This is a genomic window from Streptosporangium sp. NPDC000396 (assembly GCF_042898655.1).
Taxonomy (GTDB): domain Bacteria; phylum Actinomycetota; class Actinomycetes; order Streptosporangiales; family Streptosporangiaceae; genus Streptosporangium.
The window spans coordinates 345,206-362,254 of sequence record NZ_JBIAZA010000001.1 but is presented as its reverse complement, the minus strand read 5'-3'; the positions used below and the strand labels follow the sequence as shown (position 1 = coordinate 362,254).

Below are 17,049 nucleotides of genomic sequence, written 5' to 3'. Positions count from 1 at the left end.
GTCCACCACATCTCGTTAAATGCCATGTTTGCCTTTTCCTACCACAGCGATGGTCATTCGTGGCGAGATGCGGGCGATGTTCTAACGAGACGGCAAGTTTTCGGCGGACGGGTGCGCCGAGGCGGCCGGCGCACCCGTGACCGGACAGGTTGTCAGAAGGACTCGACGGCGCGACGCGCCTCCGGGTCAAGGACGCCCCAGTTGATGAGCTCCTCGGTGAGCTCGGTGGGGGACTTGTCATAGATCACGGCAAGGGAACGGAGGTCCTCCTGGCGGATGGACAGCACCTTGCCGTTGTAGTCGCCACGCTGGCTCTGGATGGTGGCCGCGTAGCGGGCGAGCGCGCCTGCCTTCTCCTTGGGAAGCTGGGCAAGACGCTCAAGGTCGATCACAAGCTTCGGCGTCGGGCCAAGCGGGCTCGGCGCCGCCCCACCCGGCAGCAACTCCGAGACCGGCACCCCGTAGAAATCGGCCAGCTCGGCAAGCTTCTGCACCGTGACGGCGCGGTCCCCACGCTCGTAGGACCCGACGACAACCGCCTTCCACCGTCCACGGGACTTCTCTTCGACTCCATGCAGGGACAGGCCCTGCTGGGTGCGAATGGCGCGGAGTCTTGCACCCAGCGACTTGGCGTACTCAGACGGCATCGTGTGGCCCCCCGGCTCTCTAATGCACTGCTTTTACTTGATTGTGCTCCCTCGCAACTTATGCCCCAACCACCGGGTTGGTGCCTGGGGTAGCACCTTCGGTGACCGGAGCGTCAGGGTTTACCCGATAACGCCGCGAGGTGTGGTTACGGACAGTGACGGTAAAGCTGTGGGCGCCTAAGGTCAAGCTGATTGGAAAAAAGATGCCGAATCCGATCCGATGTGGTCCGCCTCAAACGCCGCACTTGTCCCGCCATGCGCGGTGAATCGTCATGATTTCTCATGCTTTGCTGCGTGATTACGGCTTCTTTGCCGGGTTTCTGGGCAACATCATCACCGGGCATGATGCTGAGCGTATGATCTTCAGCGAGGTGTCGCCGAGGAAAACCCGGCGCAGAGGCCCGGTTTCGCTGGAAGCGCAGATCAACAGCGCGCCCTCGCAGTCGGCGCCGCCGAGCGCCCTGGCCACGTCCTTGCCCTCCAGAACCTCCATCTCCACCTGGACGCGCCCGTGCCCGCGTGCGGCGACCTCCAGGTCGGCCGCGACCTTCTCGCGCAGCCGGTCGAGCATCTCCTCCGCCATCTTCGCCCCCCGCCCGCCGCTCACGACCAGGGTGATCAGGCGCAGCGGCACGCCCGTTTGCGCGGCGAGCGCGGCGGACTGCTTCACCGCGTCGTCGGAGGCGGGATCACGCCGGTAGGTCACGATCAGCTGCTGGATCCTGAACGGGTGCTCGTCGGCATATCCCTTGGGGACGAGGACGACGGGCACGGGGGAGGCGTGCAGGAGCTGGTCGGCCGTGCTGCCGAGGCTGATGCGGCCCCGGCCGCCTCCGGGGGCCGAGCCGATGACCACCACGTCGGCCTTGGCCTTGACGGCGAGCTGGGCCAGGCCGCGCCCGCTGCCCCGGTTGCCGCTCGTGACGTAGTCGATCGGCACGTCCTGCACGTCCGCCAGCAGCCGCCGTGCCTGGTTGAGCGCCCGGTCGCTCTGTTCGAGCACATAGGCCTGCCACTCGGCGTCGATCTTGCCGGGGCCCGGCGTGGTCCAGGCGGGCACGTGCACGTAGGCCACCGTCAGCCGGGCCCCGGCCTGCCTGGCCGCCGTCGCGGCCAGCGTCAGCGCGTCCTTACCGCGCGGCTCGGGGATGAACCCGACGAGAACATGCTCGATCTTCATGGGACTCTCCGGTGGAGGCGGGAATGGCGAAAGCCGTACAGGAAGTAGGCGAGCAGGCCGACCAGCAACCAGAGGATGAAGGCCAGCCAGGTGATCCCGGCCAGTCCGAGCATCACGATGACGCAGAAGATCACGCCGAGGATCGGAGTGATCGGGAAGAGCGGTGTCCTGAAGCTGCGCGGCAGGTCGGGCTTGGTGTAGCGCAGCACGAGCACGCCGAGGTTGACGATGGCGAAGGCGAACAGGGTGCCGATGCTGGTGGCCTCGGCGAGCTGGCCGAGCTGGATGAAACCGGCGAGCAGGGAGACGAACACGGACACGATGAGCGTGTTGGCCACCGGGACCTGGCGGCGCGGGTCGACCTTCTCGAAGATCTTCGGGATGAGGCCGTCCCGTGCCATCGCGAACAGGATGCGGGTCTGGCCGTACAGCACGGTGAGGACCACGCTGGCGATGGCGATGGCCGCGCCGAAGGAGATGATGAGGCCCGGCCAGGTGGAGCCGAGGGCCCGGTTGGCGATTATCGCGAGGCTGGCCTCGGTCCTCTCCGGGTCGAACTCCTGCCACGGCATGGCTCCCACGGCGGCCAGCGCCACGAGCACGTAGAGGACGGTGACGATGCCGAGGGACAGGATGATCGCCAGGGGGAGGTCCCGCCTGGGGTTCTTGGCCTCCTCGCCGGCGGTGGAGGCCGCGTCGAAGCCGATGTAGGAGAAGAACACCTGCGAGGCGGCCGCGGTGATGCCGGCGACGCCCAGCGGGGCGAACGGGGTCAGGTTGCCCGCGTTGAACGCGGTGAAGGCGACGACGCAGAAGAACAGCAGCACCACGATCTTGATCATCACGAAGATCGCGTTGGCGGTGGCGCTCTCGGAGGCGCCCCGCAGCAGCAGCCAGGTGGCCAGCACGACGATCAGGATCGCGGTGAGGTTGATCACGCCGCCCTGGTCGCCGGGGGAGTGGATGATGGCCGCCGGCAGCGTCCAGCCGAACAGGTCGTGCAGGAAGTGGTTGAGGTACTCGCCCCAGCCGACGGCGACCGCCGCCACGGAGACGGCGTACTCCAGCATCAGGCACCAGCCGCACACCCAGGCCACGAGCTCGCCCAGCGTCGCGTAGGCGTAGGAGTAGGACGAGCCGGAGACCGGGATCGTGCCGGCCAGTTCGGCGTAGGACAGGGCCGAGAACAGGGCCGTGAGCGCCGCCAGCAGGAACGCGGCCACCACCGCCGGGCCCGCCTTGGGGACGGCCTGGCCCAGGATGACGAAGATGCCGGTGCCGAGCGTGGCGCCGACGCTGAAAAGGGTGAGCTGCCACAGGGTCATAGTCCGGCGCAGATCGCCGCCCACGCCGTGACCGCCCTCGGCGACGATCTCCTCAGCGGGTTTGGTGCGGAACAGTTGATGCACCACGGAAACCATGTGTTGTCCCCCTCGACTGGGTCTGTGTGGTGATGATCCGTTGTGCCGGGGGGCTGACCGGGTCCTGCCCGCGACCGGGAGCGGGCGGGACCTTCGATCGGAGCGTGCTGGCCGGCGGCCAGGCGGCGTCAGTCTCCCAGGGTGGCGACCATGAGGGCCTTGATGGTGTGGAGCCGGTTCTCGGCCTGGTCGAAGACGATGGAGCGCGGCGACTCGAAGACCTCGTCGGTGACCTCCAGCGCCTCGTGGCCGGTCTTGCGGAACAGCTCCTCGCCGATTTCGGTCTCCCGGTTGTGGAACGCCGGCAGGCAGTGCATGAACTTCACGCCCGGGTTCCCGGTGGCCTCCACCACCTCCGCGTTGACCTGGTACGGCATGAGCAGCTTGATGCGCTCCTCCCACACCTCCTCGGGCTCGCCCATGGACACCCACACGTCGGTGTAGAGGAAGTCGGCGTCTTTGACGCCATCGGCCACGTCGTCGGTGATGGTGATCCTGGCGCCGGTCCGCCCGGCGAGGTCCCTGGCGGGCCTGACGACCGTCTCCCCGTCCGGCCAGAGGTCCCCGGGCGCCACGATCCGCACGTCCATGCCGAGCATCGCGCCGGTGACCAGCAGGGAGTTGCCCATGTTGTTGCGGGCGTCGCCGAGGTAGGCGTAGGAGACCTCGCGCAACGGCCTGCCGCCGTGCTCCCGCATGGTGAGCATGTCGGCGAGCATCTGTGTCGGGTGCCACTGGTCGGTGAGGCCGTTCCAGACCGGCACGCCGGAGTGGGCGGCGAGCTCTTCGACGCGGGCCTGCTCGCCTCCGCGGTATTCGATGCCGTCGAACATCCGGCCCAGCACCCGCGCGGTGTCCTTCACCGATTCCTTGTGGCCCAGCTGGGAGCCGCCGGGGTCGAGGTAGGTGACGTGGGCCCCCTGGTCGTGGGCGCCGACCTCGAACGCGCACCGGGTGCGGGTCGAGGTCTTCTCGAAGATCAGGGCGATGTTCTTGCCCCTGAGCCGCTGCCTCTCGTTCCCGGCGTACTTGGCGGCCTTGAGGTCGGCCGACAGCTCGATCAGGAACATGAACTCGCCCGGAGTGAGGTCGAGCTCCCTGAGGAAGCTGCGGTTGCGCAGGTCGGGTGCCATTGATGTCCTCCGTGACGATCGCGCGGATCAGATGCCCTCGCGTTCGAGCGGGCAGCTCATACAGCGCGGGCCACCACGGCCGCGGCCCAGCTCGCTGCCCGGAGTCGTGATCACCTCGATGCCGTTGTCGCGCAGGTGGTTGTTGGTGGTGGTGTTGCGCTCGTAGGCGATGACGACGCCGGGTTCGACGGCCAGCACGTTGCAGCCGTCGTCCCACTGCTCGCGTTCGGCGGCGTAGACGTCCTGCGTGGCGGTGAGGATCTTGATGTCGTCCAGGTCGAGGGCTCGGGCGATGGCCTTGTGCATGTCCTCCGGGGGATGGTCGGTGATTTTGAGTTCCTTGTCGGTGTCGCCGGGCTCGACCGTGTAGGAGGGCAGCATGCCCAGGCCCGCGTACTTGGTGAACACGCCGACGTCCACGTTCGTCATCACCGTGTCCAGATGCATGAACGCCCGGGCCTTCGGCATGTTCAGCGCGACGATCTTCTTCGCTGAGCCCTTGCTGAACAGGCTCCGCGCGAGCATCTCCACCGCCTGCGGCTGGGTGCGCTCGCTCATCCCGACCAGCACCGCACCCCGGCCGATGGCGAGCACGTCGCCGCCCTCGATGGTGGCCGGCGCGATGGCCATGCCCGGCAGCCAGACGTTGTAGCCGCCCTGGTCCGGCCTGTCGTAGCCGGAGGCGAACATCGGGTGGTAGCGGTAGATGGCCTCGTAGTTCACGGTCTCGCGCTGGCGGGCCTTCTTCTTCATGGTGTTGATGGAGACGCCGTCGTAGATCCAGCAGGAGGTGTCGCGGGCGAACAGGTGGTTGGGCAGCGGCGGCAGGACGAAGTCGTCCGGACCCAGTGTGTGGAAGGCGAGGCTCTTGGGATCGGTCCCCCTGTCCACCAGCTCGCGTTTGGTGATGCCGCCGGTGAGGTACGGCTGGAGCTCGCTGGAGTCCATCGCGTCCAGCGTGTTACGGAGGGCGTCGATGGCCATCGGCCCGAAGTATCGCTCGTCGATGATGCCGTCCAGGATGTGCTTGCGCGCCTCGGGGATGTCGATCGTCTCGCGCAGCAGGTCGGCCAGCAGGTGGACGGTGACGCCGCGGTCGCGCAGCACCTGCTGGAACTGCTCGTGCTCCTCCAGCGCGCGCTGCACCCACAGCACGTCGTCGAAGAGGAAGTCGTCCTTGTTCGACGGGGTGAGCCGCTTCAGGGCCAGGTCGGGCTTGTGCAGCAGGACTCGGTGGAGCCGGCCTACCTCGGAATCGACATGAAAGGTCATCTCTTTCCCTTCGTCGTTGCCGGCGAGGTCGTCCGGAGGGCGCCGTGGGGGTCTCGCCTCCGGGGCCGCGCTCGCCGTGTCTCGCCGCGGTCCGGATGTAGACCGGGATACCCGCGAGCGGCACCGGGAAGCCGGTGAAGACCGTTTCCATGCCCGCGCCCCCCGGCGCAGATCCCCGTCTCACTCAAGTTCAAGAGCGGTATCAAAAGAGATCCCCAAGGGTGAACGGATAAAACCCGTGTGACCTGCGTGGACGTGGTTCTGTTGAGGGCGGGGCGCGCTCGGCGGGAGGGGGCCGGGCAGCCGTTCCCGCGACGGCGGGAGGCGTGGTGGCGGAAGGCGTGGTGGCCGGGGCCGCCGTGGCCGCGGCGGCCGGTCCGGCGGGGGACGCGTCGTCGTGGCCGTGGTAAAGGAAGTTTGTCGATCAATCTGCCTATATAGGCGTCAAAGTGCTGTCTAGCAGGAGATTTGATGTTTTGTGCATGTTAGATGATCAAGGGGGTGATTCTGCGAAGAGCCTCACGGCTGCTAACGTGAGAGCGTTGCCTTCCTTTAAGACCCGTCCTGTGAGGCGGGAAAGGTGGTGTTTTCTTTGGCTGATGCCGTTCCGCATGCCCGCAACGGCGCGCGCGCGGTCCTCGAAGGACCCGACATCAATCGCGCGCTGATCCGCATCTCTCACGAGATCCTTGAGCGCACCAAGGGCGCCGAGGACATCGTTCTGCTGGGAATTCCCACGCGGGGCGTCCACCTGGCCCGTCGTCTGGCCGAGCACATCAGGCAGTTCGAGGGCCGCTCGGTGCCCGTCGGCTCTCTCGACGTGACGATGTACCGCGACGACCTCCGCCTGCGCCCCGCCCGCGCGCTGGGCCGCACCGAGCTGCCGGCCGACGGCATAGACGGCAAGATCGTCGTCCTCGTCGACGACGTCCTCTACTCCGGCCGCACCGTCCGCTCCGCGCTCGACGCGCTCAACGACCTGGGCCGTCCGCAGGCCGTCCAGCTCGCCGCCCTGGTCGACCGCGGCCACCGCGAGCTTCCCATCCGGGCCGACTACGTGGGCAAGAATCTCCCGACCTCCAAATCCGAGATCGTCAGGGTCTATCTGGAGGAGAACGACGGCCGCGACGCGGTCCTGCTCCTGAAGGAGGACGACAAGTGAAGCGGCACCTGATCTCGGCGGCAGACCTGAGCCGTGACGACGCCCTGCTCATCCTGGACACCGCCGACGAGCTGGCGAAGATCTCGGAACGATCCATCAAGAAGCTCCCGACCCTGCGCGGCCGTACCGTGGTGAACCTCTTCTTCGAAGACTCCACCCGGACCCGGATCTCCTTCGAGGCCGCGGCCAAGCGCCTGTCGGCCGACGTCATCAACTTCTCCGCCAAGGGCTCCAGCGTCTCCAAGGGCGAGTCGCTCAAGGACACCGCGCTCACCCTGGAGGCGATGGGCGCCGACGCCGTCGTCATCAGGCACGGCGCCTCCGGTGCGCCGCACCGTCTGGCCGGCTGGGTGCGCGGCAGCGTCGTCAACGCCGGCGACGGCACTCACGAGCACCCCACCCAGGCCCTGCTCGACGCCTTCACCATGCGCCGCCGTCTCGGCCCGCTGGACGGCAAGAAGATCACCATCGTCGGCGACGTGCTGCACAGCCGGGTGGCCCGCTCCAACGTGCTGCTGCTGGCCACCCTCGGCGCCGAGGTGACCCTGGTCGCCCCGCCGACGCTGCTGCCGGTGAACGTGGACTCCTGGCCGTGCGAGGTCTCCTACGACCTCGACGCCGTGCTGCCCAAGTCGGACGTGGTGATGATGCTGCGCGTGCAGCGCGAGCGGATGAACGCCGCCTTCTTCCCCACCGAGCGGGAATACAGCCGCCGCTACGGCCTCGACCGCGACCGCGTCGCCAAGATGCACGACAACGCCATCGTGATGCACCCCGGCCCGATGAACCGGGGCATGGAGATCGCGGCGGAAGTCGCCGACTCGTCACGCTCGACGATCGTCGAGCAGGTCGCCAATGGCGTGACCACCCGCATGGCCGTCCTGTACCTGCTGCTCGGCGGCGCCGACCTCGGGGGAGAGATCTGATGAACGAGCGTGACACGACCGCCGGCAAGGGCACCGTCGTCATCAAGGGCGCGAGGATTCTCGGCGGCGAGCCGTGCGACATCCTCATCCGCGACGGCGTGGTCGCCGAGCTGGGCCAGGGGCTGAGCGGCGACCAGACGGTCGACGCGCAGGGCCTCGTCGCCCTGCCCGGCCTGGTGGACCTCCACACCCACCTGCGCGAGCCCGGCCGCGAGGACGCCGAGACCGTCGGCAGCGGCACCCGCGCCGCCGCGCTGGGCGGTTACACCGCCGTGCACGCCATGGCCAACACCGACCCGGTCGCCGACACCGCCGGTGTCGTCGAGCAGGTCTGGCGCCTCGGCCAGGAGGCCGGCCACTGCGACGTGCGGCCGGTCGGCGCCGTCACCGTCGGCCTTGAGGGTGAGCGGCTGGCCGAGCTCGGCGCGATGGCCGACTCCGCCGCGCGGGTCCGCGTCTTCTCCGACGACGGCAAGTGCGTCTCCGACGCGGTGCTCATGCGCCGCGCGCTGGAGTACGTCAAGGCCTTCGACGGCGTGGTCGCCCAGCACGCCCAGGAGCCGCGCCTGACCAAGGACGCGCAGATGAACGAGGGCGCGGTCTCCGGCAGGCTCGGCCTGACCGGCTGGCCCGCGGTCGCCGAAGAGGCGATCATCGCCCGTGACTGCCTCCTCGCCGCGCACGTCGGCTCCCGCCTGCACATCTGCCACGTGTCCACCGCGGGCTCCGTGGAGATCATCCGCTGGGCCAAGTCGAAGGGCTGGGACGTCACCGCCGAGGTGACCCCGCACCACCTGCTCCTCACCGACGACCTCGTCGAGGACTCCCCGGTGGGCTCCTACAACCCGATCTACAAGGTGAACCCGCCGCTGCGCACCCGCGCGGACGTCGAGGCGCTGCGCGCGGCCCTGGCCGACGGCACGATCGACTGCGTCGCCACCGACCACGCCCCCCACCCGGTCGAGGACAAGGAGACCGAGTGGGCCGCCGCGGCCATGGGCATGATCGGCCTGGAGACGGCGCTGTCGGTGGTGCAGGAGGCCATGGTGGACACCGGGCTGCTCGACTGGGCGGGCGTCGCCGAGCGCATGTCCTGCGCCCCGGCCAGGATCGGCCGCCTCCAGGGGCACGGACAGCCGATCGAGGTCGGCGCCCCGGCCAACATCACCCTCTACGACGCCTCGGTGCGCGCCGAGGTGGACCCGGCCGGTTACGCCTCCAAGAGCCGCAACACGCCGTACGAGGGCAGAACCCTGCCCGGTCGCGTCGTGGCCACCTTCCTGCGCGGCAGGCCGACCGTCCTGGACGGAAAGCTCGCGTGACGACGTCGCCCTTCCAGCGCGCCGGATTTTTCATACTTTGCGGAGCAATGACCGATATGATCGGGGTGTTCGAGTGACCGCTGTGCTAGTGCTGGAAGACGGTCGCGTCTTCCACGGGATCCCCTATGGTGCCGAGGGCGAGACCTTCGGCGAAATGGTCTTCAACACCGGGATGACCGGCTACCAGGAGACACTCACCGACCCCTCGTACCACCGTCAGATCGTCGCGATGACCGCGCCGCACATCGGCAACACCGGGGTCAACGACGAGGACCCCGAGTCCTCGCGCGTCTGGGTCGCCGGTTACGTGGTCCGCGAGCCCGCGCGCGTCTCCTCCAACTGGCGCGCCAACCGATCCCTCGACGACTACCTCAAGGAGCAGGGCGTCGTCGGCATCGCCATCGCGGGCACCCGCGCCCTCACCCGTCACCTGCGCGAGCGCGGCGCCATGCGCGCCGGGGTCTTCTCGGGCGAGGCCCTCGCCCCGGTCGAGGAGCTCCTGGAGCGCGTGCGGCGCAGCCCCCGGATGGAGGGGGCCGACCTGGCCGAGCAGGTCTCGGCCGCCGAGCCGTACGTCATCCCGGCGATCGGCGGCAAGCGGTTCACCGTGGCGGCCGTGGATCTCGGGATCAAGGCGATGACCCCGCACCGGATGGCCGAGCGCGGCTGCGAGGTGCACGTCCTGCCGGCCTTCAGCACCGCCGAGGACATCCTCGCGCTGAACCCGGACGGCGTGTTCTTCTCCAACGGCCCCGGTGACCCGGCGACCGCCGACGGCCCGGTCGAGGCGCTGCGCGGGATCCTGGCGGCGGGCAAGCCGTTCTTCGGCATCTGCTTCGGCAACCAGATCTTCGGCCGGGCCCTCGGGCTCGGCACCTACAAGCTGCGCTACGGTCACCGCGGGGTCAACCAGCCGGTCCAGGACCGCCGGACCGGCAAGGTGGAGATCTCCGCGCACAACCACGGCTTCGCCGTACAGGCCCCCCTGGAGGGGCGCTTCGACACGCCGTACGGCCCGGCGGAGGTCAGCCACGTCAACCTCAACGACGACTGCGTCGAGGGCCTGCGACTGGTCGACCTGCCGGCCTTCAGCGTTCAGTACCACCCCGAGGCCGCGGCGGGCCCGCACGACTCCGCCGGCCTGTTCGACGATTTCTGCGCCCTGATGGAATCGGCGAGGGGACGAGTGAGCGCAGTGGCCGGCGAGACTCCTCTTGCCGGGCGCGCCTCCGGCACGACAGCCGTCCGCGGAGCGAACGAGGAGCCGAGCGTGACCATGGGCGCGGAATCGGCGAAGGGACGAGAGAGCGTGGGCACGAGCACGAGGGGGAACGACGGTGCCTAAGCGTACGGATATCCAGTCGGTCATGGTGATCGGCTCCGGGCCGATCGTGATCGGACAGGCCTGCGAGTTCGACTACTCCGGCACCCAGGCCTGCCGCGTGCTGCGCGCCGAGGGCTTCCGCGTGATCCTCGTCAACAGCAACCCGGCGACGATCATGACGGACCCCGAGTTCGCCGACGCCACCTACGTCGAGCCGATCACCCCGGACATCGTCGAGAAGATCATCGCCAAGGAGCGTCCCGACGCCCTGCTGCCCACCCTCGGCGGCCAGACCGCGCTCAACACCGCGATCGCCATGCACGAGGCCGGGGTCCTGGCGAAGTACGGCGTCGAGCTGATCGGCGCCGACGTGGACGCCATCCAGGCCGGCGAGAACCGCGAGCTGTTCAAGGACATCGTGGCCAAGGTCGCCGCCGAGCACGGCCTCAACGCCGAGTCGGCCCGCTCGTTCGTCTGCCACACCATGGACGAATGCCTGGCCGCCGCGGGCGAGCTGGGCTACCCGCTGGTCGTGCGGCCCTCCTTCACCATGGGCGGCGTCGGCTCCGGTTTCGCCCACGACGAGGACGACCTGCGCCGCATCGCCGGAGCGGGCCTCGACGCCTCGCCGACCACCGAGGTGCTCCTGGAGGAGTCGATCCTCGGCTGGAAGGAGTACGAGCTGGAGGTCATGCGCGACAAGGCCGACAACGTCGTCATCGTCTGCTCCATCGAGAACCTCGACCCGATGGGCGTGCACACCGGCGACAGCGTCACCGTGGCCCCCGCGCTGACCCTCACCGACCGCGAATACCAGAACATGCGCGACGTCGCCATCGCGGTCATCCGCGAGGTCGGCGTGGACACCGGCGGCTGCAACATCCAGTTCGCGGTCGACCCGCGCACCGGCCGCATGGTCGTCATCGAGATGAACCCGCGCGTGTCCCGCTCCAGCGCCCTCGCCTCCAAGGCCACGGGGTTCCCGATCGCGAAGATCGCCGCCAAGCTGGCCATCGGCTACACCCTGGACGAGATCCCCAACGACATCACCAGGGAGACCCCGGCGTCGTTCGAGCCGTCGCTCGACTACATCGTGGTCAAGGTGCCGCGCTTCGCCTTCGAGAAGTTCGCCGGAGCCGACCACACCCTGACGACCCACATGAAGTCGGTCGGCGAGGCCATGGCCATCGGCCGGTCCTTCCCCGAGGCGCTGCAGAAGGCGCTGCGCTCGCTGGAGAAGAAGGGCGCCGCCTTCACCTGGGCGGGGGAGCCGGGCGACAAGAACGAACTGCTCGAGGCCTGCCGCGTCCCGCACGACGGCCGCCTGCGCACCATGCAGCAGGCCATCCGCGCCGGAGCCACCGCCGAGGAGCTCTTCGAGGCCACCGCGGTGGACCCGTGGTTCCTGGACCAGCTGTTCGCGATCGACGAGGTCGCCGCCGAGCTGCGTGAGGCCCCCCAGCTCACCGCCGAGGTGCTGACGAAGGCCAAGCGGTACGGCTTCAGCGACGTGCAGATCGCCGAACTGCGCGGCATGACCGAGCCCCGGGTGCGCGACCTGCGCCACGCGCTCGGCGTCCGGCCGGTCTACAACACCGTGGACACCTGCGCCGCCGAGTTCGCCGCCCAGACGCCCTACCTCTACTCCACCTATGACGAGGAGACCGAGGTCCCGTACGGCGAGCGCCCCAAGGTCCTCATCCTCGGCTCGGGGCCGAACCGGATCGGCCAGGGCATCGAGTTCGACTACGCGTGCGTGCACGCCTCCTTCGAGCTCTCCAAGGCGGGTTACGAGACCGTCATGGTCAACTGCAACCCGGAGACGGTCTCCACCGACTACGACACCTCCGACCGGCTCTACTTCGAGCCGCTCACCCTGGAGGACGTCCTGGAGGTCGTTCACGCCGAGCAGCAGACCGGTCCGGTCGCGGGCGTCATCGTCCAGCTCGGCGGCCAGACCCCGCTCGGCCTGGCCCAGGCGCTCAAGGACGCGGGGGTCCCGATCGTCGGCACCTCGCCGGAGTCGATCCACCTCGCCGAGGAGCGGGGCGCGTTCGGCCGGGTCCTCGCCGAGGCGGGGCTTCCCGCGCCCAAGCACGGCACCGCGGTGACCGTGGACGAGGCCCTGGCGATCGCCGAGGAGATCGGCTACCCGGTCCTCGTCCGGCCCTCCTACGTCCTCGGCGGCGCCGGCATGGCCATCGTCTACGACGACGAGACGCTCATCACCTACATGTCCAAGGCGGGCGCGGCCAGCGACCATCCGGTGCTGGTGGACAAGTTCCTCGACGAGGCCGTCGAGATCGACGTGGACGCCCTGTTCGACGGCGAGGAGCTCTACCTCGGCGGCGTGATGGAGCACATCGAGGAGGCCGGCATCCACTCCGGCGACTCGGCGTGCTCGCTGCCCCCGATGACGCTCGGCAGCCACGACATCAAGCGCATCCGCACCGCCACCGAGGCCATCGCCCGAGGGGTGGGCGTGCGCGGCCTGCTCAACGTGCAGTACGCCATGTCGGCCAACATCCTCTACGTGCTGGAGGCCAACCCGCGTGCCAGCCGTACGGTGCCGTTCGTCTCCAAGGCGACGGCGGTGCCGCTGGCCAAGGCGGCGGCCCGGGTGATGATGGGCGCCACGGTGGCGGAGCTGCGCGCCGAGGGAATGCTTCCGGCCGAGGGCGACGGCGGCACCCTGCCGCTGGACGCGCCGATCGCGGTCAAGGAAGCGGTGCTGCCGTTCAACCGGTTCATACGCAGCGTGGACGACGCGGTGGACACGGTGCTGGGCCCGGAGATGCGCTCCACCGGCGAGGTCATGGGCATCGACGAGTTCTTCGGTACGGCCTACGCCAAGTCGCAGGCCGCCGCCTACGGGTCGCTGCCGGTCAAGGGGCGGGCGTTCGTCTCGGTGGCCAACCGGGACAAGCGCGCGATGGTCTTCCCGGTCAAGGCGCTCGCGGATCTCGGCTTCGAGATCCTGGCCACAGAGGGCACGGCCGAGGTGCTGCGCCGCAACGGCGTCCATGCCAAGATCGTGCGAAAGCAGAGCGATGGACCGGGGCCCAAGGGCGAGCCGACCATCGGCCGACGCATTCTGGACGGCGAGGTGGATCTCATCGTGAACACGCCCTTCGGCAGCCCCGGCCAGGCCGGGCCGCGGCTGGACGGCTACGAGATCCGCACCGCGGCCGTGCTGCGGGGCATCCCCTGCATCACGACCGTCCAGGGCCTGGCCGCGGCCGTACAGGGCATCCAGGCGATCGTCCGCGGTGACATCGGCGTACGGTCGCTCCAGGAGCATGCGGAGCGGTTGAGGGGACGAGTGAGCGAAGCGGCCGGTGAGGGATGAGCCGTCCGCGTAGGGAGCGAGGAGCCGGGCGCGACCATGGGTACGTGCGGTTGAGGGGACGAGTGAGCGAAGCGGCCGGTGAGGGATGAGCCGTCCGCGTGGCGAGCAGGGAGCCGGAGGCGTCCGCCGGGACAGCGCGCCCGCGGGGTTGACGCCTTAAGCGGAGGTGAGAGAGACGCCTGTTACTCCGGTACAGGTGACGGGCACGGTGCTGACGACGCGCCGCGTCGACGCCTACCATGCGCTGACCGTGGTCGCGCCCGGCATCGCCGAGCGGTTCCGGCCCGGCCACTTCGTGACGGTGGCCGTCGGCGGGCCCCGGACGTCGACGCTGACCCGCCGTGCCTTCTCCATCCACGACGTCAAGCCCGACTACGGAGGCACGGTGGAGTTCGTCTTCACCGTGCGCGGCCCGGGTACGGCGTGGCTGGCCGAGCGCCGCGCCCGCGACACGCTCGACCTGGTCGGGCCGCTCGGCCGCCCGTTCCCGCTGCCGCGCGACCCGGTCACCTGTGTCCTGGCCGGCGGAGAGTACGGCTCGGCGACGCTGTTCGCCGTGGCCGACGCCCTCCAGCAGCGCGGCTGCCGTGTCGACTTCGTGCTCGGCGCGGCCTCGGCCGACCGGGTGTTCGGCGCCCTGCGCGCCCGCAGGATGGGCGAGACCACCACGCTGACCACCGAGGACGGTTCCCTGGGCCTGCGGGGCAAGGTGACCGACGTGCTGCCCGGCGTGATCGCCGACGTGCGGGCCGACGCGGTCTATGCTTGCGGCCCGATGCCGATGCTGCGCGGCGTCACCGCCGTGGCGGTCGAGTTCGACATCCCGGTCCAGGTGGCGGTGGAGGAGCGGATGGCGTGCGGGATCGGCGTGTGCATGACGTGCGTGCTGCCGGTCATCGGAGACGATGGCGTCACCCGGATGGTGCGCTCGTGCGTCGAAGGGCCGGTCTTCCGGGGCGAGCGTGTCCGCTTCGACGACGTGGGGACGATCCCGTTCGACGCGCTGGGAGCGCCCGGTGGGGGATCGCGGAATGCCGGTTGACATGCGGACGTACCTGGGGCACGTGGAACTGGTCAATCCGATCACCACGGCCGCCGGGTGCGCCGCGTCGGGCTCCGAGCTCGCCCAGTTCTTCGACCTGAGCCGGATCGGCGCGCTGACCACGCGGTCGATCACGATGGCCCCCAGAGCGGGCCGTCCGTCCCCCAGGATGGCCGAGACGCCCTCGGGCATGCTCAACGCCGTCGGCCTCCAGGGGCCAGGCGTGGACGCCTTCCTGGAGCGTGAGCTGCCCTGGCTGGCCCAGCGCAGCGTCAGGACCGTGGTGTCCATCGGAGGCGGCACCGTGGCCGAATACACCGCGCTGGCCCGCAGGCTCACCGACGCCCCGGGAGTGAGCGCCGTGGAGGTCAACCTGTCCTGCCCCAACATCGAGGACCGGGGCCGGGTCTTCGCCCGCGACGGTGCCGCCTCGGCCGAAGTGATCGCCTCGGTGCGCTCGGTGATGCGCTACGACGTGCCCGTGGTGGCCAAGCTCTCCCCGGACGTGGTGGACATCGTGGGCATCGCCCGCGCCTGCGTGGACGGCGGCGCCGACGCGCTCTCGATGATCAACAACCCGCTCGGCATGAGCATCGACACCGAGGCCATGCGCCCCTCGCTCGCGGCGGTCACCGGCGGGCTGTCCGGCCCGGCCATCCGGCCGCTGGCCGTACGCTGCGTATGGCAGGTCCACTCCGCGTTGCCCAGCGTGCCCATCATCGGCATGGGCGGCGTGCTGACGGGCAGGGACGCCTTCGAGCTCATCCTTGCCGGGGCCTGCGTCGTCGCCGTCGGCACGGCGGTGTTCCACGACCCCTACGCCTGCCTGCGCATCCTGCGTGAGCTGGAGGAGCTCCTGGCGGCCCGGGGGTTCCACCGGCTCGCCGACGCGGTCGGGCTGGCCCATCGCCCGCCGGGGGCGTCCACCCGGCATCGGATAGATCTGGAGGAAAGTTCCCTGTGACGCCCGCACCCATCGCCGTCGCCCTGGACGCACCCGACCTGGAGACCGCGGCCCACTGGGCGAGTCTGGTGACGCCACATGTCAGCACGGTCAAGGTCGGCCTCGAACTCTACCTCCGCTACGGCCCCGAGGTGATCGCCTCGGTTCGCGGGGCGAGCGGCGTGCAGGTGTTCCTCGACCTCAAGCTCCACGACATCCCGAACACCGTCGCCGGTGCCGCGAAGGCCGTGGCGCGGCTCAAGCCGGCCATCCTGACCGTTCACGCGGCCGGTGGCCCCGCGATGATCAGAGCGGCCGTGGAGGCCCTGCCGAACACCCAGATCGCGGCCGTGACGCTGCTCACGTCGCTCTCGGAGGCCGATCTGGAGCAGATCGGCATCGCCGGCTCCCCCGATGACGCCGTGCGCCGCCTGGCGGTCATGGCCGTCGGCGCGGGCGCCCAGGCCCTCGTGTGCTCGCCGCGCGAGGTCGCCGCGGTGCGGGCAGAGGTCGGGCCGGACATCACCCTGATCACTCCCGGCGTCCGCCCCGCCGGTGCCGAGAGTCAGGATCAAGCCAGAGTAGCGACTCCCGAGCAGGCTTTCGCCGACGGGGCCGATCTTCTGGTGATCGGCCGTCCGATCACCGGCTCGGCCGACCCCGGCGCGACCGCCGCGGGAATCGCGGCGGCGCTTCGGCGCACCGTCGCGGGCGGCGGACAGGGTGTGTGATCTACGTCGCTTGAAAACGCGGGGTGGGGCGCAGTTTCATCGACGTTCGGCGACATTGGCGCTACACAAAGTGACAAAGTAGATTTTCTAAGGGAAGAAACTGGTCTTGACGTTGCTTGGAGCGTCATGACCAGCTAGTTTCCCTTCCCGTCCGAGTACATCGACAGGAAATTCGAGGTGACCCGGCGTGGCTCTTCCTCCCCTTACCCCTGAGCAGCGCGCCGCAGCCCTAGAGAAGGCTGCCAAGGCCCGCCGAGAGCGTGCCGAGGTTAAGAACCGCCTGAAGCACGGCGGGATCTCTCTGGCTGAGGTGCTCAAAGACGGGCAGGTCGACGACGTCATCGGCAAGATGAAGGTGTCGGCTCTTCTGGAGTCGCTCCCCGGCGTGGGCAAGGTCCGCGCCAAGCAGCTGATGGAGCGGCTTGGCATCGCAGAATCCCGCCGCGTGCGGGGTCTCGGCGCCAACCAGCGCGCTTCGCTTGAGCGCGAGTTCGGCGGAGCCGAGAGCTAATCTCGGTTCAACACGAACACGTTCGTCCCGCATCCGCGGGAAACGCATTACGGGGGGTTGGAGTGACCGGAACATCGTGGTCCGAC

General features: G+C 69.3%; 14 protein-coding genes. 9 read left to right on the top strand and 5 right to left on the bottom strand.

Translation table 11 applies throughout. The features are described 5' to 3' along the window. Nucleotides 1-152: 152 nt before the first annotated feature. The 5 genes from ACFY2X_RS01590 to ACFY2X_RS01570 form a co-directional block, all read right to left on the bottom strand. A complete protein-coding gene (locus ACFY2X_RS01590; protein WP_012889498.1) occupies nt 153-647 on the bottom strand; it encodes a transcriptional regulator in 495 nt (164 codons plus the stop codon). 298 nt (nt 648-945) lie between these two features. Then, a complete protein-coding gene (locus ACFY2X_RS01585) occupies nt 946-1,827 on the bottom strand; it encodes a universal stress protein (RefSeq protein ID WP_389930890.1) in 882 nt (293 codons plus the stop codon). After that, complete coding sequence (locus ACFY2X_RS01580) at nt 1,824-3,248, bottom strand: amino acid permease (protein ID WP_389930887.1); 1,425 nt, start codon at nt 3,246-3,248, stop codon at nt 1,824-1,826. Before ACFY2X_RS01580 ends, ACFY2X_RS01585 begins: the two co-directional genes overlap by 4 nt. A gap of 128 nt (nt 3,249-3,376) precedes the next feature. Beyond that, nucleotides 3,377-4,381 (bottom strand): ornithine carbamoyltransferase, encoded by a 1,005-nt coding sequence (gene argF / locus ACFY2X_RS01575; RefSeq protein WP_389930884.1) that lies wholly within the window; start codon nt 4,379-4,381, stop codon nt 3,377-3,379. A gap of 27 nt (nt 4,382-4,408) precedes the next feature. Further along, nucleotides 4,409-5,653 carry an arginine deiminase gene (locus ACFY2X_RS01570; protein ID WP_389930881.1) on the bottom strand — a complete coding sequence of 415 codons (1,245 nt, stop codon included), beginning with the start codon at nt 5,651-5,653 and terminating at the stop codon, nt 4,409-4,411. Nucleotides 5,654-6,245: 592 nt separating this feature from the next. Between ACFY2X_RS01570 and pyrR the strand changes: the two genes are divergently transcribed. The 9 genes from pyrR (at nt 6,246) to mihF (ending at nt 16,963) form a co-directional block, all read left to right on the top strand. Next, nucleotides 6,246-6,815: a bifunctional pyr operon transcriptional regulator/uracil phosphoribosyltransferase PyrR gene (gene pyrR / locus ACFY2X_RS01565; RefSeq protein WP_389930878.1), complete on the top strand. Its 570-nt coding sequence runs from the start codon at nt 6,246-6,248 to the stop codon at nt 6,813-6,815. Beyond that, complete coding sequence (locus ACFY2X_RS01560) at nt 6,812-7,741, top strand: aspartate carbamoyltransferase catalytic subunit (RefSeq protein WP_389930875.1); 930 nt, start codon at nt 6,812-6,814, stop codon at nt 7,739-7,741. The genes pyrR and ACFY2X_RS01560 overlap by 4 nt, the downstream gene beginning before the upstream one ends. Then, nucleotides 7,741-9,063, top strand: a complete 1,323-nt coding sequence (locus ACFY2X_RS01555) for a dihydroorotase (RefSeq protein ID WP_389930872.1) — start codon at nt 7,741-7,743, stop codon at nt 9,061-9,063. The genes ACFY2X_RS01560 and ACFY2X_RS01555 overlap by 1 nt, the downstream gene beginning before the upstream one ends. A gap of 73 nt (nt 9,064-9,136) precedes the next feature. Continuing rightward, complete coding sequence (gene carA, locus ACFY2X_RS01550) at nt 9,137-10,408, top strand: glutamine-hydrolyzing carbamoyl-phosphate synthase small subunit (protein ID WP_389930870.1); 1,272 nt, start codon at nt 9,137-9,139, stop codon at nt 10,406-10,408. Further along, entirely contained in the window at nt 10,401-13,736 is a 3,336-nt protein-coding gene (gene carB / locus ACFY2X_RS01545; RefSeq protein ID WP_389930867.1) for a carbamoyl-phosphate synthase large subunit, read from the top strand. Before carA ends, carB begins: the two co-directional genes overlap by 8 nt. A gap of 196 nt (nt 13,737-13,932) precedes the next feature. Next, nucleotides 13,933-14,778 carry a dihydroorotate dehydrogenase electron transfer subunit gene (locus ACFY2X_RS01540; protein ID WP_389930864.1) on the top strand — a complete coding sequence of 282 codons (846 nt, stop codon included), beginning with the start codon at nt 13,933-13,935 and terminating at the stop codon, nt 14,776-14,778. After that, entirely contained in the window at nt 14,768-15,742 is a 975-nt protein-coding gene (locus tag ACFY2X_RS01535) for a dihydroorotate dehydrogenase (RefSeq protein ID WP_389930862.1), read from the top strand. The genes ACFY2X_RS01540 and ACFY2X_RS01535 overlap by 11 nt, the downstream gene beginning before the upstream one ends. Continuing rightward, on the top strand, nt 15,739-16,452 hold the full coding sequence (pyrF, locus tag ACFY2X_RS01530) for an orotidine-5'-phosphate decarboxylase (RefSeq protein ID WP_389930860.1): 714 nt from the start codon (nt 15,739-15,741) through the stop codon (nt 16,450-16,452). Before ACFY2X_RS01535 ends, pyrF begins: the two co-directional genes overlap by 4 nt. 187 nt (nt 16,453-16,639) lie before the next feature. Then, nucleotides 16,640-16,963 carry an integration host factor, actinobacterial type gene (gene mihF, locus ACFY2X_RS01525; protein ID WP_389930857.1) on the top strand — a complete coding sequence of 108 codons (324 nt, stop codon included), beginning with the start codon at nt 16,640-16,642 and terminating at the stop codon, nt 16,961-16,963. Nucleotides 16,964-17,049 lie beyond the last annotated feature (86 nt).